Source organism: Ruegeria sp. G10, assembly GCF_056533645.1.
Genome location: NZ_JBQFOQ010000003.1, coordinates 131,706 through 156,848, shown reverse-complemented (window position 1 = coordinate 156,848; position 25,143 = coordinate 131,706). Strand labels below are relative to the sequence as shown.

Sequence of the window (25,143 nt, the reverse complement as noted above, 5' to 3'; positions counted from 1 at the left end):
TAGACCTTGCCACAACGCCGCCACAGGTCGACCATGCAGGAATTCATGTTGATGATCCTGCGAATCCTGCTGATCGGGCTGGTTCTGAACCTTGCCGGTAGCCCGATGCAAGCGAACCCCTTGGACCGGAATGGACAGTGCCGTCCCGGTCAATTGCAATGTGGCCGGGGATGCTGCCCGGCAGGCCAACGCTGCAGCTTTGACGGTCGCTGCATCCCTCCGGGCCACACGTATTGTGGCGGCGGCCGCACCTGCGGCCCGTTCGAACGCTGCGTGGCGCGCGGCACACGTTGCGCGCCTGCCGGGCTGAACAAATGTACATCGCGGCTGGATTGTCCGGGCGGCAGCTTTTGCAATGCGCGCGGCGAATGCGAAAGCACCAGGCCCGAGTTCGACCCCAGCCCGCCGCAAACCTGTGATGACGGGCTGACCTGCGCACGGGGTTCAACCTGCCTGCCGGGCGGCGGGTGCTCGCGTCCCGGCTGGTTCTTGTGCGAAGAAACCGGGTCGCAATGCCGCCCCGGATTCAAATGCTCGGCCCATCAGGGATGTGTGCCCATCAAGGCCATCGATTGCGGTTACGGCAAATGGTGCAAACCCGGCGAGCAGTGCCTGCCCGATGGCGGATGCGAGAAACTGCCCGACGGCACCGAACCTTAGGTTGCCTTGACCCGCGCGGCTTTCTATAAGCGGGCCGATTGTCAGACAGGAGCCCGCCCATGCGTTTCGCCCATCGTCACCTTCTTGGCATCGAGCATCTGTCGCAATCCGATATCACCGCCATCCTCGATCTGGCCGAGACCTATGTCGATCTGAACCGCCAATCGACCAAACACTCGGACGTGCTGTCGGGGCTGACGCAGATCAATATGTTCTTTGAAAACTCAACCCGCACGCAGGCCAGTTTCGAGCTGGCGGGCAAGCGGCTGGGCGCGGATGTAATGAACATGGCGATGCAGGCCAGCTCGATCAAAAAGGGTGAGACGCTGATCGACACCGCCATGACTCTGAATGCGATGCACCCTGATCTGCTGGTGGTGCGTCACCCGCATTCCGGCGCGGTGGACCTGCTGGCGCAAAAAGTGAACTGCGCCGTGCTGAACGCCGGTGACGGGCGGCATGAACACCCAACACAGGCGCTGCTGGACGCGCTGACGATCCGCCGCGCCAAGGGCCGCCTGCACCGCCTGGACATCGCGATCTGCGGCGATGTTGCGCATTCGCGCGTGGCGCGGTCGAACCTGATCCTGCTCGGGAAGATGGAGAACCGCATCCGCCTGATTGGCCCTCCGACACTGGTTCCGCATCAGTTCGCGGAGTTCGGGGCCGAGATTTACGACGACATGAACGAGGGCCTTAAGGACGTCGACGTTGTCATGATGCTGCGCCTTCAGCGCGAGCGGATGGATGGCGGGTTCATCCCGTCGGAACGCGAATACTATCACCGCTATGGTCTGGACGCCGCCAAGCTGGCGCTGGCCAAGCCCGACGCCATCGTCATGCACCCCGGCCCGATGAACCGCGGGGTCGAGATCGACGGCACTCTGGCTGACGACATCAACCGGTCCGTCATTCAGGAACAGGTCGAGATGGGCGTCGCGGTCCGCATGGCCGCGATGGACCTGCTGGCCCGCACCCTGCGAGAACCCGCATGAACGACCTGACCGTCGCCCCCCATGAACGCGGCGTGATCCGCCTGTTCGCGCTGGACATGCGCGCCGAAGAGGCCAAGTTCCTTCGCGAACCGGGTGCCGCCGATCAGGTGCTGGGGGTCGATGGGCTGGACCCGGCGCAGATCGACATATTTCCGGTCTCCGATCTCGAAGACCTTGGCCTTTATGGCTATCTCAACGAAGGCTGCGGCGTCTCCGACGACCAACTGGACCGCGCAGCGCTGGAGCGGATCGAGGGCTGGGTCATGGCCCTGCGCAGCGCCGCCTTTCAGGGCCGCCCGGCAAAGCTGAAGCCCGATCCGCGTCTGCGCCTGATCGGTCTGTTCACCGAAGAAGCGACCAACTGGTCCGGCGGCCCGATCGCAACCGAAAGCGCCAAGCCATTCTCGGCCCCGCACCCCCCGCAGGACGCGGGCAACGCGCGCCGCATCGGTTCATCCCTAATCGCCCTGCTGATCCTGATCGCTGTCGGAGGTGCCCTATGGCTGATCCTGTAACCTTCGCCCCCGACAAGGGTGCATACATCCGCACGAACACATGGATGGCTGCCTTTGCCATGGCCGCCGCGATGCTGGTCCTGTGGCTGATCGGGAACCCCTATGTCTGGACCGGAGCCCCCGCAGGCCTCGCCGCGATCGGCATCCGCGCATGGTATCTGGCCTCGGAAGAGCTGGCCGCCAATTGGGAGATGTCCGAGACCACCCTAACCGGCCCCGGCCCACGCACGGTGGCGCTGAACCAGATCGAGGCTGTCAACACCATGGGCAGCTTTATCCAGATCGTGACCAAGGGCGGCGATAAACACCTGATCAAGTATCAGGCAAACCCCGCCGCCACCAAAGCCGCCATCGAAAGGGCCATGGCATGAGCACTCTGATCTTCACCAACGCCCGCCTGATCGACCCCGAGGCCGGAACAGACACGCTTGGCTGGCTGCAGGTCACCGATGGCCGCATTACCCTGCGCGGCGAAGGCGATGCCCCGACCACGGACGCGCAGGTGGTCGATTGTGGCGGGCAATGTCTGGCCCCCGGCATCGTCGATATCGGCGTCAAGGTCTGTGAACCGGGTGAGCGGCACAAGGAAAGCTACAAATCCGCCGGTCTGGCTGCTGCTGCAGGCGGCGTCACCACTATCGTCACCCGCCCCGATACCCTGCCCGCTGTCGACACACCCGAAACGCTGGAATTCGCCACCCGGCGCGCACAGGCGGATGCACCTGTGAACGTGCTGCCGATGGCCGCGTTGACCAAAGGGCGCGACGGGCGTGAGATGACCGAGATCGGGTTCCTGCAAGACGCGGGCGCTGTGGCCTTTACCGACTGCGATCACGTCATCACCAACACCAAGGTCTTCTCCCGCGCGCTGACCTATGCCAAATCCTGCGGCGCGCTTGTGATTGCCCACCCGCAGGAACCGGGCCTGAGCAGCGGTGCCGCAGCCACCAGCGGCAAATTCGCAGCCCTGCGTGGCCTGCCTGCGGTTTCTCCGATGGCCGAACGCATGGGACTGGACCGCGACATCGCCCTGCTTGAGATGACCGGGGCAGCTTACCACGCCGACCAGATCACCACCGCCCGCGCTCTGCCCGCGCTGGAGCGTGCAAAGCGCAATGGGCTGGACATCACCGCTGGCACCTCGATCCACCATCTGACGCTGAACGAACTGGACGTGGCCGACTATCGCACCTTCTTCAAGGTCAAACCTCCGCTGCGGTCCGAGGATGACCGGCAGGCGGTGATCGAGGCCGTCCGCACCGGCCTGATCGACACCATCAGTTCAATGCACACGCCACAGGACGAGGAAAGTAAACGCCTGCCGTTTGAAGAGGCCGCCTCGGGCGCGGTGGCGCTGGAAACTCTTCTGCCTGCAGCGCTACGGCTCTATCATGCCGAGCAACTGGATCTGCCGACGCTGTTCCGCGCCATGGCCCTGAACCCGGCGAAACGGCTGGGATTGAGCTCGGGCCGTCTGGCCGAGGGTGCACCCGCAGATCTGGTCCTGTTTGACCCGGATGTGCCCTTTGTGCTGGACCGGTTCGCGCTGAAATCGAAATCTCAGAACACTCCGTTTGACGGACAGCGGATGCAGGGTAAGGTCACCGCAACCTATGTGGCCGGAAACGAAGTCTACCGGAGAGCCTGATGCCCTTTTTTGACAGCACAATGACCCAGCTGATCCTGTGGGCGGGTCTGGGGTACCTGATGGGATCGGTCCCGTTCGGGATGATCCTTGCCAAGGTCATGGGGCTGGGCAATCTGCGCAATATCGGCTCGGGCAATATCGGTGCGACCAATGTGCTGCGGACCGGTAACAAAGGCGCGGCGGCACTGACGTTGTTGCTGGACGGGGCCAAGGGCGCGGTGGCCGTGCTGCTGGCGCGGGCCATGGCCGGAGAGGACGCGGCGCAGGTTGCGGCCCTTATGGCCTTCCTTGGTCATTGCTTTCCGGTCTGGCTGGGCTTCAGGGGCGGTAAGGGGGTTGCGACGTTTCTGGGTCTGTGGTTGGCGCTGGACTGGCGCGTCGGGCTTGCCTGCTGCCTGACCTGGCTGGTGAGCGCAGCGATCTGGCGCATCTCGTCGGTGGGCGCGCTGGCGGCAGCAGCGCTGTCGACCACATGGATCATGGTGCTGACCGACGGCAGCACGTTCATACTGGGCATTGTGCTGACCCTGCTGGTCTATTGGCGCCACAGCGCCAACGTGGCGCGCATCAAGGCCGGGACCGAGCCCAAAATCGGCAAATCGTGAGCGCCGCAGACCGCGTTGCACGCGCCCTTGCCGATCTGCCAACAGGTACATTTACCGCAACCGCCGATCAGCGCCGCTATGTGGTGTCGCACCAGATCATGGCCGCAGGACGATCTCACAAGCTGGTCGCGCATCAGCTTGGCGGGACGGACTATATCAGCCTGAACCTCTATCTGACACAAGCCAGCGGAGCGCTGTTGCGCCCCTGTGAAATGCCTGCCGAAAAGGTCATACGCTTCGTGCTGGCTTTGGTCCCTGACGTGCGCGAATGAACAGGTGCCCTTCGTCAATACACATTCACAATTGATTGTTTTGAATGTGAGCGACGGCCTTCCCAACTGTGATTGCGTGGCAGCCAATTACCGGTGCCGCAACAACAAATCCGGTTCGCCGGAGCAAAATTCAGGTGCTCGAACGCGGGCCTTTTCACGAAAGGTGAACACAATGAACAAGTTCAAATCCCTCATCGGCGGTGTCGCGCTGTCTGTTGCAGTTGCAAGCACGGCTCTGGCCGCCGGCGTAGAACTGAACGCAAGCTCGACCGGCCTGGCGCTGCAGGGCTATGACCCGGTTGCCTACTTCACTGTTGGCGAAGCCACCAAAGGCGATTACCGCATCACCACACTGCACAACGATGCGCTGTACCGCTTTGCTTCGGAAGAAAACAAAGCAGCCTTTGAAGAAAACCCCGAGGCTTACCTGCCCGCATATGGCGGCTACTGCGCCTTCGGCACCGCGATGGGCTTCAAGTTCGATGGCGACCCGAACTACTGGAAGATCGTTGACAACAAGCTGTACCTGAACCTGTCGGCTGACATTCAGGAACGCTGGGAAGGCGATATCCCGGGCTTTAACGAGCGCGCCGACGCCAACTGGAAAGACATCGCAGACAAGACCCCTGCGGAGCTGCAAGAGCAATAATCCGCTGAAGACATTCAGTGCATCGGCGGCGGATCGTATCCGCCGCCGTTTGTCGTTTGAAGGCCTCTGACTCAGACCTACCTGTGGATCAGATAAGCGCCCGGTCGACCGGGCCCGCGCGTGCTGCCCTCTCAGGTCAGACGCACATCGTTCGGGACAGTTGAAAACGTGATGATCCGGAGCAGAAACCGGATCATTTTGTCGATACGAGGCCGTGCGTTAACACCCTGCGGCCGTTCTATGAGTTGAAGGAAAAAAGATGACAGCAAAACTGGTGATGTTCACGACTGTCGCGACTTTGGCGGCAGGCACTGCAATGGCACAGTCTTCGGGCAATTGGACAGGGTTCTACGGCGGCGCCCAATTGGGGTACGCCGATGCTGACACCAACCTGTCCGGCGTGGACGGCGACAGTGTGATCGGCGGTATTACTCTGGGATATGACTACGATCTGGGCGACTGGGTCGTTGGCGGCGGCTTTGACTATGACTGGACTGATGTGGATCTTTCTGGTGCCGCCACGGTCGAGCAGGTCTGGCGCATCAAAGCGCGCGCTGGGTACAAGGTGAACCCGCAGGGGCTGTTTTACGGCACCGCTGGCTATGCCGATGCCGATACAGATAACCTCGGCAGTGACGATGGCTGGTTCATTGGCGCGGGCTATGAACAGATCGTGGCGCCGAGTGTCAGTATCGGGGGCGAGCTACTCTATCACGAGTTCGACAATTTCAATTCCACCGGGGTGGACGTGGATGCCACGACGCTCCAGATCCGGGCCACCTATCGGTTCTGATGGCAGACTGGGCCCGGCGCATCTGCCGGGCCCAACCGCTCAGGGTTCCAGAACCGTGCTACCTGTGGTCTGCCGCGCCTCAAGCGCGCGGTGGGCATCGGCGACCTGATCCAGCGGGAATTGCTGATCAACGTGGATTTTGACCTCACGCCCCTCGACCTTGCCGAACAGCCGTCGCGCCATCGCCTGGCACACGGCATGATCAGCGATATGCGTAAACAGGGTGGGCCGCGTCATCTTGAGCGATCCGCGCTGCGCCAGCATCCCTAGATCAACCGGTGGCACCGGCCCCGAAGCATTGCCGAAGGATATCATCATACCCAACGGTTTGAGGCAGTCCAAAGAGCCTTCGAACGTATCCGCTCCTATCGAATCCATGACCACATCAACACCCTTGCCGGCCGTGATCTCGGCCACGCGCTCCACGAAATTCTCGGTTCGATAGTTGATGCAATGCGCAGCCCCGTTGAACTGTGCGAGGCTGCATTTCTCATCCGTTCCGGCGGTTCCGATCAAGGTAATGCCTTCGGATTTCGCCCATTGACAAGCGATCAGGCCGACACCCCCGGCGGCGGCGTGAAACAGAACTGTGTCGCCGCGCTTCAAAGGTGTGGTGCGGTGAAACAGATACTCCACCGTCATACCTTTCAACATCATTGCAGCCGCCGCCCGAAACGAGATGCCCTCGGGCAACGGGCAGACCTGCGCGGCGGGCATCACGCGCGCCTCGGTGTAGGCACCAGGAGGTCCAGCAGCATATGCGGCGCGCTGGCCGGGTTCCAGATGGGTGACGCCTTCCCCCACCGCTTCGATCACGCCAGCGGCTTCCATGCCCAGCGCGTGCGGCAAATCCAGCGGATAGAGCCCGCTGCGCTGGTAAACATCGATGAAATTCAACCCGCAGGCGTGATGACGAATTCGAACCTCACCCGGGCCCGGATCACCCAGCGGGCGATCCTCGATCCACAGGGCCTCGGGGCCGCCGGTTTCATGGATAACGACGGTGCGAGCGGTTTGCTGCATGGCTGCCTCCCTTGCCTTTGAGACAAAGCTAACATGCCTGTGCAGCAGGGCAATGGTTGTGGTCGCACAAGGGTGATCGGGCAGTTTTCTGCAAAATGTGCTATACTGATGGGGACGTTGCCGGTTGATCCGGTCACAGGCAATGCCCGCACCGGATGCATCCCGCAGCATATCCATGCCAAAGGGGGGATGATGATGGACAAGACAATCGGTAACCCAATCAGCTGGGCCGCCCGCCAGATGCGGGCGACCGGCGATCATGTGGCAGAGTCGGTCAGCGAGATCGGCAGCGCCGATACCGGAGTGATGCCAGTAGTGCATACGCTGACCCTGCAGGACCTGCGCGCCTGTCTGCGGGCGGGATATAGCGACTTTCTGGAGACCCGCGCGGATGCGGTGTTTGTAGTGCTGATCTATCCGATCGCCGGGCTTTTGATGTTCGGGATCGGACTGAACAAAGACATGGTGCCCCTGCTGGCCCCGCTGATCGCGGGTTTTGCGCTGGTCGGGCCGGTTGCAGCGGTCGGGTTGTATGAGATCAGCCGCAAGCGCGAACAGGGCGGCGAGGTGCATTGGCTGGACGCGTTCGGCGTGTTCCGCTCACCCTCATTCGGAGCCATTCTGGCGCTGGGGTTCTATCTGGTCATGCTGCTGCTGGTCTGGTTGATGGTGGCGCAGAGCATCTATGCGCAGACCCTCGGGCCGGAACCGCCTGTCTCGGCCATGGGGTTTGTGACCGAGGTGTTCACCACCAGCGCGGGCTGGACGATGATCCTGACCGGAACCGCCACGGGATTTGTCTTTGCGCTGGTTGCATTGGCGCTGAGCGTGGTCAGCTTTCCGCTGCTGTTGGACAAGAAGGTGGGTGTGCCGATCGCCGTTGTGACCTCGGTCCGGGTGTTGCGGCACAATCCGCGCGTGATCCTGACATGGGGTGCCATCGTCGCGGCCCTGCTGGTGCTGGGCGCGATCCCGATGCTGCTGGGGCTGATCGTGGTGATGCCGATCCTTGGCCACGCCACGTGGCACCTGTATCGCCGGGCGGTCGCCTGACCTCCCGGCATCCGCTTACCCGGCGACCTTGAGAACGATCTTGCCGATATGCCCCGAGCTTTCCATCCGCGCATGGGCTGCTGCGGCATCGGCCAGATCGAACTCGGAATCCATCACCGGCGCGACCTTCCCCGCCTCTAGCAGCGGCCAGACCGCCTCGCGCAGGTCCTGCGCAATGCGCGCCTTGGCCAGATCGCTTTGCGGACGCAGAGTGCTGCCGGTCAGGGTCAGACGTTTGACCATCATCAGGGCAAAGTTCAATTCAACCACAGGACCTTGCAGAAAGGCGATCTGAACCAGCCGCCCGTCCTCGGCCAACGCCTTGACGTTGCGCGGGATGTAATCGCCGCCCACCATATCGAGGATCAGGTTCGCGCCGCCTTCTGCGCGCATCGCGGCCACGAAATCCTCGTCGCGATAGTTGATCGCCTTCTCGGCCCCCAGCTTGACACAAGCCTCGCATTTCTCAGCCGATCCGGCGGTGGCGAACACCCGCGCGCCAAAGGCATTGGCCAGCTGGATCGCGGTCGTTCCGATACCGCTGGAGCCACCATGCACCAGAAACCGCTCGCCCGCTTTCAGGCCACCACGGGTGAAGACGTTGGACCAGACGGTAAAGAAGGTCTCAGGCAGGCAGGCGGCCTCTTTCATCCCCATCCCTGCAGGCACCGGCAGGCAATGCGCGGCGGGCGTGGCGACGTATTCGGCGTAGCCTCCGCCCGGCAGCAGAGCGCAGACCTGATCACCGACGGCCAGACCCTCGATGCCCGAACCGATGGCCACAACCTCACCCGACGCCTCTAGCCCCGGCAGATCGCTCGCGCCCGGAGGCGGGTCGTAGGCCCCTGCCCGCTGCAAGGCATCGGGACGGTTCACCCCGGCATAGGCGACTTTCAGAACCACCTGACCCTCGGCCGGTTCCGGCATCGGGCGTTCAGTCAGTTGCAGAACGTCCGGGCCACCCGGTTGGCTGATCTCAACAGCGCGCATTGTCTGGGTCATGGGCATATCTCCTTTGCCTCCTGCCTAGCAGGCAGTAGCGCGGAGGCCCAGCAGCAAGTGGAAGCAGCGCGACTATTTCCCCGATGACAGCGAACCCGGCAGGTTGTCAGGCATCTTCATGGGGGCCTTCACCTGACCCGCCAACCAGTTGGGTACCGCCAAAAACGGTTTCAGCAGCGGGTTGCCATTCACCTGCGCCTTGAGCTTTTCGAACTGCATCACGCCTTCGATCCGGCGATCAAGGAATTCCCACGTGCTTTGGTGATCCGGGCTGTCATCCCCCAGCCAATACAGCAGCGTCGAAGAATACACGCCCGATAGCGTGGCACGTTTGGTGTACCAATTCACGTCGTCCGAGGTGTCACCCAGCGCATCCCAGATCAGATCGCAGGTGCCCCAGACCGCCTTGGCCCCATCAGCGGCATAAATCGGCAGCGCAAACAGGGTCACGCCCCGGCGCACGGCCTCTTTGTCCTCGACCGCCTGCAGGCGGAAGCGCACGGCAGCGGCGATCTTGTCGCGAAATTTCAGCCCGCTCAGATCCTCGGTTCTGATCCGCTCCAGCATCGCCTTGTCGCCGCGCGCATGAAATGCCAGCGCCAGATCGACCGCGCCGCGCGGGCAGATGGCACGAGCCAGCGCCACCTCCAGACCGCAATCGGAAATCGCCGCGCGAAAGCTGATTTCCGACCAGCCGTCAAATGGCACATGGTCCAGAATCGCGTTCAGCAATTGCTCTTTGGTGTCTTCATAATTGGCGGTCATGACGGTCCTCCGGGTTCTTGCACCAGTACTAGACAAGATAGCGGCGCTTTGCTATACGGCCACTTCCTGCAATTTCCTTGCAACTCTATCTAGAAAGGTGGTGACAACCACATGCAGGTTAGTGTTCGCGACAATAACGTCGATCAGGCGCTTCGTGCCCTGAAGAAAAAGCTGCAGCGCGAAGGCGTGTTCCGTGAAATGAAGCTGAAGCAACATTTCGAGAAACCGTCCGAGAAAAAAGCGCGCGAGAAGGCTGAAGCGATCCGCCGTGCCCGTAAACTGGCACGTAAGAAAGCGCAGCGCGAAGGTTTGCTCTAAGCACCTGACGCTCGTCCAGCTTTGGATGACACTATTTGACGACCCCCGAGGCCCCGCCCGGGGGTTTGTCGTTTAAAGGACAGGTTGCTGCGCCAATTGTGGCCACATGAAGGCAGCAATACGCCGATCCCTGTCAGGCCCGCATGATCGGCGTGTTCCAGCGCAAGGAATCGCGGTGCAGTTGCATTCCCTCGCCGAAAAATGCCCGGAATGACCACCGCTCTATCAACCGCCGCCAAGTCGCTCGTATCAGAGGCTGTCCACTCAGACACAACAAAACGGAGGCACTGATGTCGACAGCAAGCACGGTCGAGCGGGAAATGCTGGCGCTGATCAACCAAGAGCGCACATCCCGCGGGCTAGACCCCCTGCAACTTGAGACTCAATTGAACGAATCGTCCGAGGATCACAGCGAATGGATGCTGGAAACCGACCGGTTCAGTCATACAGGCCAGGGCGGTTCAACCGCGACCCAGCGGATGCAGGCGGCGGGCTTTGACCTGTCGGGCAGCTGGCGCACCGGCGAAAACATCGCCTGGCAATCGGAACGCGGCGCGCCGGGGATCAGCGATGATGTGGCCCAGCTGCACCAGAACCTGATGAACAGCCCCGGCCACCGCGCCAATATCCTGAATCCCGACTTCAAATATATCGGGATCGGGATCGAAACCGGCGACATGCAGGGTTTCGATGCGGTCATGGTCACCCAGAACTTTGCCACCACTCAGGCCCCTGTGATGCTGGATACGGCCCAAGCCGAGGCACCGGCAACACCGCCCACCGAAGATGTGGCCTTGCCAGAAGAAGAGGTCATCGCACCACCCGCGCCAGAGGAAACACCCATCGCTGAAGCGCCAGCGCCCGAAGAGCCCGTCGTCGAAGCCCCTGAAACAGACGTGACGGAAACCGAGGCGCCTTTCGAAGAGGACACGCCCGAAACTGACATGGCCGAAACCGAGGCCCCGTCAGACGAGACGCCGGACGCGGATGTGACCGAGGAGCCCTCGGATGACGCGCCGGATACGGATGTGACCGAGGTTGAGGAACCGGAACCCCAAACGCCCGTCGCCGAGGTGGAAGACCCTGAACCCGAGGTGCCTGAAACCGATGTGGCCGAGGTTGAGGAACCGGAATCCGATATCACCGAGGTCGAAGAACCTGTCGACAAGGTTGAAGAACCCCAGACAGACGTCACGGATGTCGAAGCACCCGAGGTCGAAATCGCCGAACCAGACATGCCCGAGCTTGCCTGCTTTGACGTTCAGGCCTTTCTGGCCGAGATTCAGTCTTTCGTGACAGCGCTTCAGGCCCGGCTTGATCAATTTGACTGGGCCCCGGTTCAGACGGTCGATGCAGCACCAGAGATGGATGATTTTGACCTGATGCTGGGCCGCAATATCGCCGAAGATGTGATTGAAACCGTTGATGTCGCCATCGAAGAGGCGGCCGACGATTTCTGCGGTGTCTTTGTTTTCGAGATGAACTGCGGATACGACTTCGGCTGACAAGACAGCCAAGGTGCGGGGATCACGTTCCCGCACCGCCTCTCACAACATGATCAATAAATCTTAGGCACGTACAGCTCATCAGGCAGGATGCGGCGTTCGTATTCCGGATTATAGCGCCGGTCAGGAAGGTCTACCTTTTCCTGAGGGACATCATCGTAGGGGATCTTGGTCAGCAGGTGTTCGATACAGTTCAAACGTTCGCGTTTCTTGTCATTGCCCTCGACAATGTACCACGGGGCCTCTGAGATATTGGTGCGGAAGAACATATCTTCCTTGGCCTTGGTATAGGCCTCCCACCGGATGCGGGATTCCAGATCCATGGGCGACAGTTTCCACTGTTTCATCGGATCATGGATACGCATCAGGAATCGCAACTGCTGTTCTTCGTCGGTGATCGAGAACCAGTATTTCAGCAGGATGATCCCCGACCGCACCAGCATCCGCTCAAATTCGGGAACGTCCTGAAAGAACTGTTCAACCTGATCTTCATTGGCGAAACCCATCACGCGTTCAACCCCGGCGCGGTTGTACCACGAGCGGTCGAATAGCACGATCTCTCCGGCCGCGGGCAGGTGCGGCACGTAGCGCTGAAAATACCACTGGCTTTGTTCGCGACGGCTGGGCGCAGGCAGCGCGACCACCCGGGCCACGCGCGGATTCAGGCGCTGGGTGATGCGCTTGATCACGCCGCCCTTGCCCGCACTGTCGCGGCCTTCGAACAAAATGCAAACCTTTGCCCCGGTATGCTGCACCCAGTCCTGTACCTTGATCAGTTCGGCCTGAAGGCGCAGCAGATTGCGGAAATACACCTTGCGGTCCAGCATGTCAGGGTGCTGATCCTTGTAGATCTTGCGCACTTCCATCGAGAGCATGGGTTCGCTGAACTCAATCTCAAAATCCTCGTCCAGCGTGTCTTCCAGCTCGGCTTCCAGCCAGTCTTTGGGGGCGCGGTCGTTTTCGTAGGCCAAGGTCTGCTCCTTATCATTTACCGGGACCGGACAATATCGGGGCTGTGTAACCGGCGGATGTCATGATCCGCTTTGATCGTACAATAAACGAAACAGGCGGTTGCGGGGTCTCCGGGCCCTGAATAATCGCGCGGTCTGGCCCGGGTTACAAGCGTCTGAATTGCCGCAACACAGGCGCACCCCGAATTTAGGTCTCTGCCGCCTGCAATATCGGCACTTGCCGTTTCGGCAGCACCCTTCGCATCAATACCCTGCACGACAGTAGAGGATCCATAAGCCATTTCTTGCCCCTGATTCCGGCGCTCTGACCGTGCTTGTTGCTGGTTGCAGTCCTGATCACACTGCTCAGTGGTCGGCTTATAATCGCGCGTCGGAGGGCCTGCCGCTGATGCATTTTGGCTTCAACATGGCGCATCTGCTGTTGTTCACCTATCCCGGCCCAACCTGACTCCGTTCAAACCGGCAGCGCGGTCGTCTTGAAAACGGTCCGCAGCGCGAACGAGCTTTGCATCTGCGCCACTCCCGGCAAGCGGGACAGATATTGCCGGTGAATACGAGCGAAATCCTCGGTGTTTTCGGCCACAACCTTCAGGATGTAATCTGCCGTACCGGCCATCAGGTGGCACTCCAGCACATCCGGTATCCGCGCCACGGCTTTCTCGAACGCCTCCAGAACCTCTTCGGCTTGGCCCTGTAGCGTGATCTCGACAAATACGGTGGTCGGCACGTTTAGCTTGCGCGCATCCAGCAGGGCGACGTAGTCCTTGATATACCCTTCGGCCTCAAGCCGTTGCACCCGCCGGTGGCAGGCCGAAGGCGACAGATTCGCCTGATCCGATAGGTCCGCATTCGACATGCGTCCTTTGCGCTGCAGCGCCGCCAGAATCTTTCGATCAGTTGCGTCTAATGTCATTCGCGCACATCCATTGCATATTTTTGTCAGTTCTTCGGATAATTTCCCACAGTTTCAGCAATTGGCAAGTGGGGTTTCACAGAAATTGCACAGCAACCTGCCCATAATTTAAGCAGTTTATGAATGGAGTCTCTCTCATGAAAATCGGCTGCCCCAAGGAAATCAAACCTCAGGAGTTCCGCGTCGGCATGACCCCGAACGCCGCGCAGGAAGCGGTGGCGCGCGGTCACGAAGTGATCATCGAAACCGGCGCCGGTATGGGCTCTGGCTTTGACAACGAGGCCTATCTGGCCGCCGGTGCCCGCATTGTCGACACCGCGGAAGAGGTCTTTGCCACCGCTGACATGATCGTCAAGGTCAAGGAACCGCAAGCGGTCGAGCGCAAGATGCTGCGCGAAGGCCAGCTGCTGTTCACCTATCTGCACCTCGCCCCCGACCCGGACCAGACCCATGATCTGATCGCATCCGGCTGCACGGCGATTGCCTATGAGACCGTGACGGACTCCAACGGCGGCCTGCCCCTGCTGGCCCCGATGTCCGAGGTTGCGGGCCGTCTGGCGCCTCAGGTTGGATCTTGGACCCTGCAAAAAGCCAACGGCGGGCGCGGCGTTCTGATGGGCGGCGTTCCGGGCGTTGGTCCGGCCAAAGTGGTCGTGATCGGCGGCGGTGTTGTTGGCACCCACGCGGCCAAGATTGCCGCGGGCATGGGTGCGGATGTGACCGTTCTGGACCGCTCGCTGCCGCGTCTGCGCTATCTGGACGATGTGTTTGGCGGCCAGTTCAAGAACCAGTACTCGACTGCCGGCGCAACTGCCGAGCTGATCCGCGACGCCGACATGGTGATCGGCGCGGTTCTGATCCCCGGTGCCGCCGCCCCCAAACTGATCACGCGTGAGCAGCTGTCGACGATGAAACCCGGCGCGGTTCTGGTGGATGTGGCGATCGACCAGGGCGGCTGTTTCGAGACCTCGAAGGCCACCACCCATGCCGATCCGATCTATGAGGTCGACGGCATCATGCATTACTGCGTCGCCAACATGCCGGGTGCGGTCGCGCGTACTTCCACCATCGCATTGGGTAACGCGACGATGCCGTTCATGCTGTCGCTGGCGGACAAGGGCTGGAAACAGGCCTGTCAGGACGACCCGCACCTGCTGGCGGGTCTGAACGTCCATGCCGGTCAACTGACCTATTACGCGGTGGGCAAAGCTCTGGGCATCGACGTGGTTGCCCCCAGCGTAGTGATCAAGTCGTAAACCCTCCCGCCCCTGAAAGCGCTCTCTGACGAGAGCGCTTTACAGCGTTGGGCCAAGCGCCGCGCCTGTGGCGCGTCGCGGTCTCGCCTGACGCAGGCCATCAAAAAACAAAGGCGCCGAGCAGAATGCGAGGCGCCGGGCCCAACCAGAGAAGGGCATTTCCAATGCCCGCCCGTCGGGCGGGAGCCTTTAGCCCTCTTTGTGAATTTCCACAGAATGCGGATAGGGGATCGATACGCCCTTGGCGTCAAAGGCCTCTTTGATCGCTTTGGTCAGTTCAAACTTCACATCCCAGTAATCCGCCGCCGCACACCACAGGCGCGCCGTCAGGTCTACCGAGCTGTCGCCCAGATTGGTCACCCGCACCCATGGTTCAGGATCACCCATAATCCGGGCGTCCGCCTTCGCCACATCCAGAATGATGCCCATCGCCTCGTCCGCGCTGTCGCCATAGTCGATGCCAAACACAAGATCGACCCGACGGGTGTCATGGGCCGAGTAATTGGTGATCACCGACCCCCAGGCCTGACCGTTGGGCACGATGATCTGCACGTTGTCTGGCGTCACCAGTTCGGTGGTGAACAGGTTCAGGTCCTTCACCGTACCCGCCGTGCCACCGATATCAACATACTGACCCAGCTTATAAGGCCGGAACACCACCAGCATCACCCCAGCAGCCAGATCGCTGAGCGTACCCTGCAAGGCCAGACCAATCGCCAACGAAGCCGCACCCAGAATGGCGACGATACTGGTCGCCTCGATCCCAAATATGCCCAATACGGCGACAAAGACGATCGCCAGCAGGACCCATTTCACAAGGCTTGCGACAAAGTTCCCCAGCGTCGGGTCAATATGCGGCGTCGCGTTAATGCGCCGCCGCACCAGCCCGCTTATCGCTCCGGCCACGATCCAACCCAATATCAGAACGATCAAGGCCTTGATCGCGCTCATGATCAGCGGGGCGAATGCACCCACCTGTGTTACGACGTCGTCCACGCGTCTCTCCTTTGCAGCAACAACAAACCCGCGCGTTAAGCGCGGGGATCACGGGAAAGTGTGCTTTAAATCAAACCATAGGTCTAGGTGCTGGATACGCGAGTTTTCCCCCGTGCTGTTCTTCAGCAAACAACCTCTGTCCAGCCCTGCACACTGAAACACCTGACTTTCCGGTGCAAAGCCACCACATTTGCACAAACTGCATCGTTTCAGGAGCTCATCATGCTGGACACCGCCGCATTCCCGATCATGGCCAAATGGCCGCCTCAGTTTCCCGACCGCATCCAACTCTATTCCTTCCCCACACCCAACGGCGTGAAGGCTTCGATCATGCTGGAAGAAACCGGCCTGCCCTACGAAGCACATACCGTGACGCTGGCCGATGCCGATGTCAAAAGCCCAGAGTTTCTGTCGCTGAACCCCAACAACAAGATCCCGGCGCTGATCGACCCCAACGGGCCTGACGGCGAACCTCTGGGTCTGTTCGAAAGCGGCGCGATCCTGCTGTATCTGGCCGAGAAAAGCGGCATGCTGCTGGGGCAGAGCAAGGCGGACAAACATCGCGTCACCCAATGGCTGATGTTCCAGATGGGCGGGCTGGGGCCGATGTTCGGCCAGCTGGGCTATTTCCACAAATTCGCCGGCAGCGAGATCGAAGACCCCCGCCCGCGCAAACGCTATGTGGCCGAGGCCAAGCGGCTGCTGAACGTGCTGAACACGCAGCTGGACGGTCAGGACTGGATCGCCGGAGATTACTCAATCGCCGATATCGCCATCGCGCCCTGGCTGCGCGGGCTGGATTATTACGGGGTCAAAGAGGTGATCGGCTGGGACGACCACAACCATGTGAACGCCTATCTCGACCGCTTCCTTGAACGACCGGCGGTACAAAAGGGCCTGACCATCCCCCCGCGGGACTGACCCGAGACAAGGGCTGCGGCGCTGAAACGCCGCGACCGCCCTGCATCAACCGGGCAACACGCCCGTCTGGACATAGCGCAGAATTTCAACCACCTGCGCGGGGTCCTCTGCCACGGCCAGCGCGGCCGCGTCGACCTCTTTCAGCGCATGCTGATGGTCGGGGCCGTGCAGCACGATGATCGACTTGCCCAAAGCCGCCGCATAACCGGCATCAAAGGCGGCGTTCCACTGCTTGTACTTGTCGCCGAAGCGCACAACCACGATATCCGCGTCCGAAATCCCCTTGCGGGTCCGGATCGCATTGACCATCGCACCCTTTTGATCGTGCCAATACTTGTTGGGCTCCGCCCCCAGGATCGCCACACCGCAATCGTCCGAGGCCGCGTGATCGGTCACCGGACTGCTGAACACAACGTCCAGCCCCTCGGCTCCCGCAATGATCTGCTCACGCCAGTCCGTGTGAATCTCACCGGACAGATAAACCTTCAACATCTTCTTCTCCTCCCATGAAAAAGGGGCGCGACCGCCCCTTCATCTTTTCAAAAAATACTCCCGCCGGAGGCGGAAACACCCTCAGCCCCGCAGCACGCCGCCGGTGGCTTTCGTCACCTTTTCGACGATCTTGGCGCTGACCACTTCGATGTCCTTCTCTTTCAGCGTCGCATCCGACGGCTGCAGCCGCACGGTGATGGCCAGAGATTTCTTGCCCTCACCCAGACTGCCGCCGATGAATTCGTCAAAGACGCGTACATCCTCGATCAGCGCCTTGTCCGCACCAGCTGCGGCGTTGACCAGCGTCAGCGCCTCGACATCCGCGTCAACGACAAAGGCAAAGTCCCGCTCGACCGCTTGCAGATCGCGCAGCTCTAACGCGGATCGGGTCGCGCCAGACTTGCGCGGCATCGGCACTTCATCCGGCCAGATGGTGAAGGCCATCGCCGGGCCCTTGATATCCATCGCTTGCAAGACGCGCGGATGCAGCTCTCCGAATACACCCAGAACCTTCTTCGGACCCAGACAGATCTTGCCGTGCCGCCCCGGATGCCACCAGCCATCGCCGCCACGCATGATCTGAACCTTGGCAGGCGCGCCTATGGCCGCCAGCACCGCCTCGGCATCCGCCTTGGCGTCGAACAAATCGACCGGGCGCGATGCGCCATGCACATCCTTGGGGCCGTCACGCCCGACCAGCAGCCCCGCGATCTGGGTCCGCTGCTCTCCGGGTTCGCCATCGTGGAACACCGGGCCGACCTCGAACAAAGCCAGATCCGCATAGCCGCGCGCCTGATTGCGGGCCGCAGCCTGCAGCAGACCGGGCAGCAGATCGGGGCGCATATGGCTCATCTCGGACGAGATGGGGTTTTCCAGCATCGTCTTGTCGTCACCGCCATCAAACAGCGCCGCCGAGGCCTGATCGATGAACGTATAGGTCACGCATTCATTATACCCCAGCGCCGCACAGGTCCGCCGCGCCATGGACTGACGGCGTTGCGCAGGCGTCATCACCGGTTTAGGGATACCATCCGTCATGCGCGGCAAAGGCTTGCCCTGCAGCTTGGTCAGGGACGCGATCCGCGCGACCTCTTCCACCAGATCGGCCTCGCCCATGACATCGGGGCGCCAGCTAGGCACATGCGCCATCTCGCCATCCAGACGGAAGCCCAGACGGGTCAAGGTCTGGCGCTGCTCGCTTTCCGGAATATCCATCCCGACCAGAGACTGCACCCGCGCCGCGTCCAGCTTATAGGCGCGCGCATGGTTCGGGGCCTTGCCCGCCTCGACCACGTTCGAGGCCTCACCGCCGCAGATATCCAAAATCATCTGCGTCGCGTGTTCCAGCCCTTCGCGGGTGTATTCGGGGTCGACACCGCGCTCAAAGCGATAGCGCGCATCGGAATTGATCTTCAGCGCCCGCCCGGTCAGCGCGATCTGCACATGATCCCAGAACGCGCTTTCGAGGAAGACGTTCACGGTCTCAGCGGTACAGCCGGTCTCTTCCCCGCCCATGATGCCCGCAATCGATTCCGGGCCTTTGTCGTCCGAAATCACCATCATGCCGGGCTGCAGAGTGTATTCTTTCTCATCCAGCGCCACCAGTTTCTCGCCACCTTTGGCGCGGTGCACCCGCAGGTTGCCCTGCACCTTGTCGGCATCGAACACATGCAGCGGGCGGTTCTGGTCGAAGGTCATATAGTTGGTGATATCCACCAAGGCCGAAATGGGCCGCAGACCAATCGCTTTCAACTGATCCTGCAGCCATTGCGGGCTGGGGCCGTTCTTGACGCCCTTGATCAGTCGGCCAGTGAAATGCGGCGCACCGTCCAGCGTATCTTCGTCAATCGTCACCTTGATCGGGCTTTCGAAATCTCCCGGCACCGGCGCATAGTCGCGCTGTTTCAGCGTACCCACACCGCGCGCAGCCAGATCGCGCGCGATGCCCGCCACACCCAGTGCGTCGGGGCGGTTGGGGGTGATGGCGATGTCGATCACCGGGTCGATCTTCGAGGGCTCGTTCTCGGCCAGCCAGTCCACAAACCGATCCCCCACCGCGCCCGAGGGCAGCTCGATAATGCCGTCATGCTCGTCCGACAGCTCCAGCTCACGTTCCGAGGCCATCATGCCAAAGCTCTCAACGCCTCGGATTTTGCCGACGCTGATGGTGATATCCAGACCGGGGATATACATGCCCGGTTTGCAGACTACGACGGTGATCCCTTCGCGGGCGTTGGGCGCACCGCAGATGATCTGCAGATCGCCCTCGTCGGTCTCCACCGTGCAGACGCGCAGCTTGTCGGCGTCGGGGTGTTTTTCCGCGTGTTTCACATGGCCCAGCGCAAAGCCTGCCAGCCGGTCCGCCGGGTTAACGATCTCTTCGACCTCAAGGCCAAGGTCGGTCAGCGCCTCGGCGATCTCGTCAACCGACGCATCCGTATCGAGGTGGTCTTTCAGCCAGGACAGAGTGAATTTCATTGCTCGGGGCCTTTTTTGGCAGATATCCAGTCGGCACAGGCAATGGCAAAGATTGCGCCAAGGTGCAAGCGCCGCGCGTCAGGGATAGGTCGGGGTGCGGCCCAAAAGCTCGTCCAACTGCCGCCCGATCCAGCCATGGGGGATGAAATGCCCGCCGGGATGGGTGTCCAGCGTGACCTGCCCGCGCGCGCAATCGGTCCATTCAACGCGGCTGAGAGTCAGGATCGGCACCACGCTCCAATCCCCGCGCGGGGTGGCGTCATGACAGTCATAGGCCGAACGCCAAAGCGACACCGGATAGGTCGTGTCGCCATTCTCGCCATAAGGAAAATCCATCACCGTATCGCTCAGCCCATGCACATGCCGCGCCTCACGCGGGGCCTCAGGGCAGTGCTCGGTCTGACGGATGCTGCCCGCGACGGCCAGCAAGGCGGCGATGTCATTGCCCGACTGGCAGACATAACGCCAAGCCATTGCGCCGCCGAAGGAATAGCCCGAGACATAGATGCGTTCGGGATCAATCGGATAGCGCTTTGCCACATCCTCTAGCACCGCATTCGCAAACGGCACATCCCGCGTGTCTGCCCGCCAGAAATCCCAGCTTTTGCCCAGCCCGTTCGGGGCCACCAGCAGCACCCCCCGCAGCTTGGTCGCCCCGGCAATGCGCTCATGGTTCACCACCACGGTCCCCTGCCGCGCCCAGCCGTGGAAATGCAGCAACACGGGCAGAGGCGTTTCGCCGTCCCACCCCTCGGGCTCCAACACATGGTACGAGCGGTCGCCGACCTCGCAGGCCGTATCGCCATGGCAGTCGGTTTTCCAAGGCCCCATGGCGAATGCCGGGGTAGCGGTGAGCAGCAGGAAAAGCAGTCGGTATATCATAGGCCGGAGCCTAGCCACCTGACGCCAACTGTCACGTCACAACCCTGTGGGAACCTGTAACAAGCCGTGCTGTCGCCAGACCGCGGGATGGCGATCCTTGGTCTATATTGGGCACTTTATGCCAGCCAAATCCGCGTACTGTACGAGCGGTGCGCTGACGGAGACAAACCGCCAGCCCGTCCGGGCGGTCTGGCGATAGCGCGGCGGCCTATCGGCCTTTGCTCCGCGCTTTTAGCGTGAGTTATTCATCACGAAGAGAACGACCATACGGCGTAACAGTTATAAGTTCTTCATTGGTGATAACTGTCCCGCCAAGGTTTTCTTTTCGGATTGCCTTCATCAGCTTCGAAAGCAAATCATCGAATTCCTCATGAGGAACCTTAGCTCCAGAGGTAATTCGCTGATCAAAAGCAACAAACTTCTTCATGGTCGCGTCGGAAGCAACTACCGCAAACTTCATCTTTGCCGTTGCATACTTCGAAAGCGCGTCATCTTTTCCTATGCCGCCACGATTATGCGAATTCGCCAATTCGCATATCGCATCAAGCATCTCGATATAAATCTCAAAGTGCCGCGCTCTGATTTGTTCGCGTCGGTCAAAGTGCTTCTGAAACAAATATGCTACGATACCGAGCCAAAAAGTAAGAAACGCTAAGAGCAACGCCTCCAAGTTCACCGCGACAAACCACCATGCAGGTTCGGCATATCCAGCGCCGCGAACCCATAGTGCCGCAACCAGCGCAGGTCTGAATCAAAGAACGCTCGCAGATCCGGAATACCGTATTTCAGCATCGCCAGACGGTCGATGCCGATGCCAAAGGCAAAGCCCTGATAAACCTCAGGATCAATCCCACCGGCGGCGATCACCTTGGGGTGGACCATGCCAGAGCCCAGAATCTCCATCCAGTCGTCGCCCTCACCGATCTTCAGCTGACCATTGTCCCAGGAACAGCGGATATCGACCTCGGCCGACGGCTCGGTGAAGGGGAAGTGCGAGGCGCGGAAGCGCAGTTCGACATCGTCGACCTCGAAGAACGCCTTCACGAACTCTTCCAGAACCCATTTCAGGTTCGCCATCGAGATGTCCTTGTCGATGGCCAACCCCTCGACCTGATGGAACATCGGCGTGTGGGTCTGGTCATAGTCGGCGCGGTACACACCGCCCGGACAGATCACGCGGATCGGCGCGCCCTGTTTCTCCATCGAGCGGATCTGCACCGGAGACGTATGGGTCCGCAGCACATGCGGCGGGCGGTTATCGCCCTCGGTGCGGTGCATGTAGAACGTGTCCATCTCAGCCCGCGCAGGGTGGTGGCCGGGGATATTCAGGGCGTCGAAATTGTGCCAGTCGGTCTCGATCCGAGGCCCTTCGGCCACGGAAAAACCCAGTTCGGCAAAGATCGCGGTCAATTCCTCGGTCGCCTGACTGACCGGGTGGATCGAGCCCTGACGGCGCGCGCGGGTCGGCAGGGTGACGTCCAGCCATTCGGTGCGCAGACGCTCATCCAGCGCAGCATCGGCCAGAGCGGCCTTTTTGGCGGCCAGCGCCGAGTTGATCTCATCCTTCAGGGCGTTCAGCGCAGGGCCTGCGACCTGACGCTCTTCGGGCGTCATCTTACCCAGCTCGCGCATCTTCAGCGCGACCTCGCCTTTTTTGCCGACAGCTGCGACGCGGATCGCCTCAAGCGCGTTTTCGTCGCCCGCTTCGGCGATTTGCCCCAGATATTTTGCCTTAAGATCGTCCATGACGCTTACCGAAACCGGCCCCTGACTTTTGCTTTGGACCTGCTATCACAGCAGCCCGCGAAAGCAAGAGGGGCAAGCCCGCGATCAAAGCGCGTGCAGCACCGATGCCTCAGACACGGTTTTGACCGGTCTTGAAGTTTGGCCATACAAGTCCGGCTGCTCGCGCAGGTCAGGAAACAGGGCAAACAGCTCGGACGCGGCGGCGGCATCCAAACCCCCGACACCTTGTTGGCCCGGGAAAAAGCTCTCGGAAATCAAGCCCGAGGTCGACAGCAATTGGTGGCGGTCGAAGAACAGGTGGATGTAACGCACGATGTCACAGGGGGCGCGGGTGATGGTGGTTCCGTTGACAAGCGATTTTGCCGAGACCAGAACCTCATCCTCGCCGAACAGCAACTGCGCCTGCCATCCGGAAATCAACAAGCGATGTTGTGGCGACACAAAGATGTCGCGCGTGGCCCCCAGGACCCCTGCACTGATCTGGACAGGGCTGAAAATACCCATGCCCCGAACCGTGCGGCCGCCCACCCAACGCACCGGGCAGGCCCCATCGTCGACAGTCATCACCAGATCACCCGGCCTGATCGTTTCGACACGGCGCGGCCCATCGGGCGTGTCCACAAGGGTCCCGGCCACAAAACAGGGGGCCCCGCTGTCACCGGGTGACAGCGGCCCGTTGACCTGCGTATCCGGGTTTGGCTGATTGAACTGGATCGAGCTTGTGGTCTGGCCAGGGTTGGTCAGCACCGGCAGGTTCACCGACGTCGCACCCGCAGCCGCTCCGTCAACGGCCAGGATATTCTGCGTCCCGCCGCCGATATCGTAGAAGTCGATCACTTCGCCGGTCGTGGTGTTCGTCAGCGCGAAGGCCTCAAAGTTGGTGGGGCTGCCACCGTCGGGATCGGTCAGCTGGATCGGGAAATCATCTGCCGAGATGACAAAGACCTGCTCGTTATTGTCGGGGTCGATAAAGGTCTGAACCGCGGGATCATCCAGCGGGATTTCTATTCCGACGGTACCATCGGCCTGATAGAAGGACACGGTGAAATCCGCCGGGTTCTCGGTTGACCCGAGCGAGACCTCAAGAAACTCGGCCACGCCTGATTGTGCGGCAAAGGCGTTTGAGTAGTGCAGTTCGCTGATACGGGCCATGCGCTCATCGGTGCTCAGGGGTTTGACGTGATTATATCCGCCAAACCGCCCATGAAACCCGTCTTGTGAGGAATTGCTGGCTTAGGATCACCTATTTGCAACAATCGCCCGCTGCGCACAGTACATTCAATAGCTGTATTGCTGATAAATCCGGGTCAGATCGCCCTGCCAGTCGCCATGGTAGTGCCCCAGCAACTCATCCGCCGGGACCTGACCGGATTCGATGCTGTCTTTCAGCGCATTGAGGAAATGCGTTTCGTCCGGGACCAAACCACCGGCGCCGGGACGCGCGCGTGATTTCAGGCCTGCATCGGCAATTGATACGACCTCGCGCGCCAGATCATGCATGTTGATATCGCCGACCCGCGCCTGAAGGCCGTCTTTTGCGGCCTCGACCCGCAGCGCCTCACGCGTCTCGGCATCCCAGCCCTTGACCAGATCCCAGGCCGCATCCAGCGCGCCCTGATCATAGGTCAGGCCAACCCAGAAGGCGGGTAAGGCGCAGAGCCGTCGCCATGGGCCGCCGTCGGCACCGCGCATCTCCATGTATTTCTTGATGCGGGCCTCGGGGAAGGCGGTGGTCAGGTGATCGGCCCAATCCGACAGGGTTGGCGTTTCACCCGGCAGCGCGGGCAGTTTGCCCTGCAGGAAATCGCGGAAGGACATGCCCAGCGCGTCGATATATTGCCCGTCGCGATAGACGAAATACATCGGCACATCGAGCGCATATTGCACGTAGCGTTCAAAGCCAAAGCCGTCCTCGAACACAAACGGCAGCATGCCCGTGCGCGCATCGTCCAGATGCCGCCAGATATAGCTGCGCCAGCTTTTCTGGCCGTTCACCTTGCCCTCGAAGAACGGAGAATTCGCAAACAACGCCGTCGCCACCGGCTGCAGGGCCAGGGCGACGCGCAGCTTCTGCACCATGTCGGCCTCGGACCCGAAGTCGATATTGACCTGCACCGTACAGGTGCGCCGCATCATTGCGCGGCCCATGGTGCCGACTTTTTCCATATAGTCGTTCATCAGCCGATAGCGGCCCTTGGGCATCAGCGGCATCTCATCATGGGTCCAGATCGGAGCGGCGCCCAGACCGATGAAGCCCACGCCGATCTCGTCGGCGATATCCTTCACTTCGCGCAGGTGGGTGTTCACCTCGTCACAGGTCTCGTGGATGGTCTCAAGCGGGGCACCCGACAGTTCCAGCGCACCGCCGGGTTCGAGGCTGACATTCGCCCCGTCCTTTTCCAGCCCGATCAGCTTGTCGGCCTCGCGCACCTCGGCCCAGCCGTGGCGGTCGCGCAGGCCCTCAAGCACGGCGACGATCGAGCGGGTCCCCTCGAACGGCAGAGGTTTCAGCGTGTCCTTGCAATAGCCGAACTTCTCATGCTCGGTGCCGATGCGCCAATCGGATTTGGGCTTACAGCCCGATTCCAGATATTCGGCCAGTTGCTCATGGCGTTCGATCGGCCCGCCGCCGGATTGGGGGATGGACATGAACCGGTCTCCGATCCTGCTGTGTCTGTCTTTGGG

The 25,143-nt window shown here is 61.1% G+C and carries 27 protein-coding genes; 14 read left to right on the top strand and 13 right to left on the bottom strand.

The genetic code is table 11. The annotated features are described in order from the left end of the window. The first annotated feature begins 51 nt into the window (after window positions 1-51). The 9 genes from ACR0KM_RS07635 (at window position 52) to ACR0KM_RS07595 (ending at window position 6,137) form a co-directional block, all read left to right on the top strand. Window positions 52-660 (top strand): scavenger receptor class F, member 2, encoded by a 609-nt coding sequence (locus ACR0KM_RS07635; protein ID WP_480860126.1) that lies wholly within the window; start codon window positions 52-54, stop codon window positions 658-660. Between the two features lie 59 nt (window positions 661-719). Further along, on the top strand, window positions 720-1,655 hold the full coding sequence (locus ACR0KM_RS07630) for an aspartate carbamoyltransferase catalytic subunit (protein WP_480860124.1): 936 nt from the start codon (window positions 720-722) through the stop codon (window positions 1,653-1,655). After that, window positions 1,652-2,170: a hypothetical protein gene (locus ACR0KM_RS07625; RefSeq protein WP_480860121.1), complete on the top strand. Its 519-nt coding sequence runs from the start codon at window positions 1,652-1,654 to the stop codon at window positions 2,168-2,170. Before ACR0KM_RS07630 ends, ACR0KM_RS07625 begins: the two co-directional genes overlap by 4 nt. Then, a complete protein-coding gene (locus ACR0KM_RS07620) occupies window positions 2,155-2,541 on the top strand; it encodes a hypothetical protein (protein ID WP_480860119.1) in 387 nt (128 codons plus the stop codon). Before ACR0KM_RS07625 ends, ACR0KM_RS07620 begins: the two co-directional genes overlap by 16 nt. Then, window positions 2,538-3,818 (top strand): dihydroorotase, encoded by a 1,281-nt coding sequence (gene pyrC / locus ACR0KM_RS07615; protein ID WP_480860117.1) that lies wholly within the window; start codon window positions 2,538-2,540, stop codon window positions 3,816-3,818. Before ACR0KM_RS07620 ends, pyrC begins: the two co-directional genes overlap by 4 nt. After that, on the top strand, window positions 3,818-4,423 hold the full coding sequence (gene plsY / locus ACR0KM_RS07610) for a glycerol-3-phosphate 1-O-acyltransferase PlsY (RefSeq protein ID WP_480860114.1): 606 nt from the start codon (window positions 3,818-3,820) through the stop codon (window positions 4,421-4,423). The genes pyrC and plsY overlap by 1 nt, the downstream gene beginning before the upstream one ends. Then, on the top strand, window positions 4,420-4,695 hold the full coding sequence (locus ACR0KM_RS07605) for a hypothetical protein (protein WP_480823438.1): 276 nt from the start codon (window positions 4,420-4,422) through the stop codon (window positions 4,693-4,695). Before plsY ends, ACR0KM_RS07605 begins: the two co-directional genes overlap by 4 nt. A gap of 172 nt (window positions 4,696-4,867) precedes the next feature. Continuing rightward, window positions 4,868-5,344 (top strand): YHS domain-containing (seleno)protein, encoded by a 477-nt coding sequence (locus ACR0KM_RS07600; RefSeq protein WP_480823436.1) that lies wholly within the window; start codon window positions 4,868-4,870, stop codon window positions 5,342-5,344. 259 nt (window positions 5,345-5,603) lie between these two features. Then, window positions 5,604-6,137 (top strand): outer membrane protein, encoded by a 534-nt coding sequence (locus ACR0KM_RS07595; protein WP_480860112.1) that lies wholly within the window; start codon window positions 5,604-5,606, stop codon window positions 6,135-6,137. A gap of 39 nt (window positions 6,138-6,176) precedes the next feature. Here ACR0KM_RS07595 and ACR0KM_RS07590 read toward each other — a convergent pair whose 3' ends face one another. Next, a complete protein-coding gene (locus tag ACR0KM_RS07590) occupies window positions 6,177-7,160 on the bottom strand; it encodes a quinone oxidoreductase family protein (RefSeq protein WP_480860110.1) in 984 nt (327 codons plus the stop codon). 195 nt (window positions 7,161-7,355) lie between these two features. On the opposite strand from ACR0KM_RS07590, the gene ACR0KM_RS07585 reads away from it, so the two are divergent. Then, window positions 7,356-8,213 carry a DUF2189 domain-containing protein gene (locus ACR0KM_RS07585; protein ID WP_480860302.1) on the top strand — a complete coding sequence of 286 codons (858 nt, stop codon included), beginning with the start codon at window positions 7,356-7,358 and terminating at the stop codon, window positions 8,211-8,213. Between the two features lie 15 nt (window positions 8,214-8,228). Here ACR0KM_RS07585 and ACR0KM_RS07580 read toward each other — a convergent pair whose 3' ends face one another. Next, entirely contained in the window at window positions 8,229-9,215 is a 987-nt protein-coding gene (locus tag ACR0KM_RS07580; protein ID WP_480860108.1) for an NAD(P)H-quinone oxidoreductase, read from the bottom strand. Between the two features lie 72 nt (window positions 9,216-9,287). After that, window positions 9,288-9,980, bottom strand: coding sequence for a COQ9 family protein (locus ACR0KM_RS07575; RefSeq protein WP_480860106.1), 693 nt, complete (start codon window positions 9,978-9,980; stop codon window positions 9,288-9,290). A 111-nt stretch (window positions 9,981-10,091) separates the two neighbouring features. Between ACR0KM_RS07575 and rpsU the strand changes: the two genes are divergently transcribed. Then, window positions 10,092-10,298 (top strand): 30S ribosomal protein S21, encoded by a 207-nt coding sequence (rpsU, locus tag ACR0KM_RS07570; RefSeq protein WP_005614280.1) that lies wholly within the window; start codon window positions 10,092-10,094, stop codon window positions 10,296-10,298. 290 nt (window positions 10,299-10,588) lie between these two features. Beyond that, complete coding sequence (locus ACR0KM_RS07565; RefSeq protein ID WP_480860104.1) at window positions 10,589-11,803, top strand: CAP domain-containing protein; 1,215 nt, start codon at window positions 10,589-10,591, stop codon at window positions 11,801-11,803. Window positions 11,804-11,856: 53 nt separating this feature from the next. Here ACR0KM_RS07565 and ppk2 read toward each other — a convergent pair whose 3' ends face one another. Together ppk2 and ACR0KM_RS07555 are read right to left on the bottom strand one after the other, a co-directional pair. After that, window positions 11,857-12,774 (bottom strand): polyphosphate kinase 2, encoded by a 918-nt coding sequence (gene ppk2 / locus ACR0KM_RS07560; protein ID WP_480823424.1) that lies wholly within the window; start codon window positions 12,772-12,774, stop codon window positions 11,857-11,859. Window positions 12,775-13,228: 454 nt separating this feature from the next. Next, window positions 13,229-13,687 carry an Lrp/AsnC family transcriptional regulator gene (locus ACR0KM_RS07555; protein WP_480860102.1) on the bottom strand — a complete coding sequence of 153 codons (459 nt, stop codon included), beginning with the start codon at window positions 13,685-13,687 and terminating at the stop codon, window positions 13,229-13,231. 137 nt (window positions 13,688-13,824) lie between these two features. Here ACR0KM_RS07555 and ald point away from each other — a divergent pair, with 137 nt between their 5' ends. Continuing rightward, window positions 13,825-14,943: an alanine dehydrogenase gene (gene ald / locus ACR0KM_RS07550; RefSeq protein ID WP_480860100.1), complete on the top strand. Its 1,119-nt coding sequence runs from the start codon at window positions 13,825-13,827 to the stop codon at window positions 14,941-14,943. Between the two features lie 189 nt (window positions 14,944-15,132). On the opposite strand, the gene ACR0KM_RS07545 is transcribed toward ald, so the two are convergent. Further along, window positions 15,133-15,894: a mechanosensitive ion channel family protein gene (locus ACR0KM_RS07545; RefSeq protein ID WP_480823680.1), complete on the bottom strand. Its 762-nt coding sequence runs from the start codon at window positions 15,892-15,894 to the stop codon at window positions 15,133-15,135. Between the two features lie 267 nt (window positions 15,895-16,161). Here ACR0KM_RS07545 and ACR0KM_RS07540 point away from each other — a divergent pair, with 267 nt between their 5' ends. Further along, window positions 16,162-16,860 carry a glutathione S-transferase family protein gene (locus ACR0KM_RS07540; protein ID WP_480860099.1) on the top strand — a complete coding sequence of 233 codons (699 nt, stop codon included), beginning with the start codon at window positions 16,162-16,164 and terminating at the stop codon, window positions 16,858-16,860. Between the two features lie 45 nt (window positions 16,861-16,905). Here ACR0KM_RS07540 and ACR0KM_RS07535 read toward each other — a convergent pair whose 3' ends face one another. The 7 genes from ACR0KM_RS07535 to ACR0KM_RS07505 all read right to left on the bottom strand — a co-directional run bounded on the left by ACR0KM_RS07535 (window position 16,906) and on the right by ACR0KM_RS07505 (window position 25,107). Continuing rightward, window positions 16,906-17,352 (bottom strand): YtoQ family protein, encoded by a 447-nt coding sequence (locus ACR0KM_RS07535; protein WP_480860097.1) that lies wholly within the window; start codon window positions 17,350-17,352, stop codon window positions 16,906-16,908. An 81-nt stretch (window positions 17,353-17,433) separates the two neighbouring features. Further along, window positions 17,434-19,830, bottom strand: a complete 2,397-nt coding sequence (gene pheT, locus ACR0KM_RS07530; protein ID WP_480860095.1) for a phenylalanine--tRNA ligase subunit beta — start codon at window positions 19,828-19,830, stop codon at window positions 17,434-17,436. Between the two features lie 78 nt (window positions 19,831-19,908). Then, a complete protein-coding gene (locus ACR0KM_RS07525) occupies window positions 19,909-20,712 on the bottom strand; it encodes a CE1 family esterase (protein ID WP_480860094.1) in 804 nt (267 codons plus the stop codon). A gap of 241 nt (window positions 20,713-20,953) precedes the next feature. Next, window positions 20,954-21,388: a hypothetical protein gene (locus ACR0KM_RS07520; RefSeq protein WP_480860092.1), complete on the bottom strand. Its 435-nt coding sequence runs from the start codon at window positions 21,386-21,388 to the stop codon at window positions 20,954-20,956. Next, complete coding sequence (gene pheS, locus ACR0KM_RS07515; RefSeq protein ID WP_480860090.1) at window positions 21,385-22,458, bottom strand: phenylalanine--tRNA ligase subunit alpha; 1,074 nt, start codon at window positions 22,456-22,458, stop codon at window positions 21,385-21,387. The genes ACR0KM_RS07520 and pheS overlap by 4 nt, the downstream gene beginning before the upstream one ends. Before the next feature lie 84 nt (window positions 22,459-22,542). Continuing rightward, on the bottom strand, window positions 22,543-23,610 hold the full coding sequence (locus ACR0KM_RS07510) for a Hint domain-containing protein (RefSeq protein ID WP_480860088.1): 1,068 nt from the start codon (window positions 23,608-23,610) through the stop codon (window positions 22,543-22,545). A gap of 126 nt (window positions 23,611-23,736) precedes the next feature. Continuing rightward, window positions 23,737-25,107: a glutamate--cysteine ligase gene (locus ACR0KM_RS07505; RefSeq protein WP_480860086.1), complete on the bottom strand. Its 1,371-nt coding sequence runs from the start codon at window positions 25,105-25,107 to the stop codon at window positions 23,737-23,739. Window positions 25,108-25,143 lie beyond the last annotated feature (36 nt).

Excerpts from the sequence above, each read along its gene's own strand:
- pheT (WP_480860095.1), bottom strand. The coding sequence starts at position 19,830 with ATGAAATTCACTCTGTCCTGGCTGAAAGACCACCTCGATACGGATGCG.
- plsY (WP_480860114.1), top strand. The coding sequence starts at position 3,818 with ATGCCCTTTTTTGACAGCACAATGACCCAGCTGATCCTGTGGGCGGGT.
- ACR0KM_RS07600 (WP_480823436.1), top strand. The coding sequence starts at position 4,868 with ATGAACAAGTTCAAATCCCTCATCGGCGGTGTCGCGCTGTCTGTTGCA.
- ACR0KM_RS07565 (WP_480860104.1), top strand. The coding sequence starts at position 10,589 with ATGTCGACAGCAAGCACGGTCGAGCGGGAAATGCTGGCGCTGATCAAC.
- ACR0KM_RS07585 (WP_480860302.1), top strand. The coding sequence starts at position 7,356 with ATGGACAAGACAATCGGTAACCCAATCAGCTGGGCCGCCCGCCAGATG.
- ACR0KM_RS07505 (WP_480860086.1), bottom strand. The coding sequence starts at position 25,107 with ATGTCCATCCCCCAATCCGGCGGCGGGCCGATCGAACGCCATGAGCAA.
- ACR0KM_RS07540 (WP_480860099.1), top strand. The coding sequence starts at position 16,162 with ATGCTGGACACCGCCGCATTCCCGATCATGGCCAAATGGCCGCCTCAG.
- ACR0KM_RS07625 (WP_480860121.1), top strand. The coding sequence starts at position 1,652 with ATGAACGACCTGACCGTCGCCCCCCATGAACGCGGCGTGATCCGCCTG.
- ACR0KM_RS07535 (WP_480860097.1), bottom strand. The coding sequence starts at position 17,352 with ATGTTGAAGGTTTATCTGTCCGGTGAGATTCACACGGACTGGCGTGAG.
- ACR0KM_RS07510 (WP_480860088.1), bottom strand. The coding sequence starts at position 23,610 with ATGGCCCGTATCAGCGAACTGCACTACTCAAACGCCTTTGCCGCACAA.
- ACR0KM_RS07590 (WP_480860110.1), bottom strand. The coding sequence starts at position 7,160 with ATGCAGCAAACCGCTCGCACCGTCGTTATCCATGAAACCGGCGGCCCC.
- ald (WP_480860100.1), top strand. The coding sequence starts at position 13,825 with ATGAAAATCGGCTGCCCCAAGGAAATCAAACCTCAGGAGTTCCGCGTC.
- rpsU (WP_005614280.1), top strand. The coding sequence starts at position 10,092 with ATGCAGGTTAGTGTTCGCGACAATAACGTCGATCAGGCGCTTCGTGCC.
- ACR0KM_RS07630 (WP_480860124.1), top strand. The coding sequence starts at position 720 with ATGCGTTTCGCCCATCGTCACCTTCTTGGCATCGAGCATCTGTCGCAA.
- ACR0KM_RS07575 (WP_480860106.1), bottom strand. The coding sequence starts at position 9,980 with ATGACCGCCAATTATGAAGACACCAAAGAGCAATTGCTGAACGCGATT.
- pyrC (WP_480860117.1), top strand. The coding sequence starts at position 2,538 with ATGAGCACTCTGATCTTCACCAACGCCCGCCTGATCGACCCCGAGGCC.
- ACR0KM_RS07525 (WP_480860094.1), bottom strand. The coding sequence starts at position 20,712 with ATGATATACCGACTGCTTTTCCTGCTGCTCACCGCTACCCCGGCATTC.
- pheS (WP_480860090.1), bottom strand. The coding sequence starts at position 22,458 with ATGGACGATCTTAAGGCAAAATATCTGGGGCAAATCGCCGAAGCGGGC.
- ACR0KM_RS07545 (WP_480823680.1), bottom strand. The coding sequence starts at position 15,894 with ATGAGCGCGATCAAGGCCTTGATCGTTCTGATATTGGGTTGGATCGTG.
- ACR0KM_RS07620 (WP_480860119.1), top strand. The coding sequence starts at position 2,155 with ATGGCTGATCCTGTAACCTTCGCCCCCGACAAGGGTGCATACATCCGC.
- ACR0KM_RS07635 (WP_480860126.1), top strand. The coding sequence starts at position 52 with ATGATCCTGCGAATCCTGCTGATCGGGCTGGTTCTGAACCTTGCCGGT.
- ACR0KM_RS07555 (WP_480860102.1), bottom strand. The coding sequence starts at position 13,687 with ATGACATTAGACGCAACTGATCGAAAGATTCTGGCGGCGCTGCAGCGC.
- ACR0KM_RS07580 (WP_480860108.1), bottom strand. The coding sequence starts at position 9,215 with ATGACCCAGACAATGCGCGCTGTTGAGATCAGCCAACCGGGTGGCCCG.
- ACR0KM_RS07595 (WP_480860112.1), top strand. The coding sequence starts at position 5,604 with ATGACAGCAAAACTGGTGATGTTCACGACTGTCGCGACTTTGGCGGCA.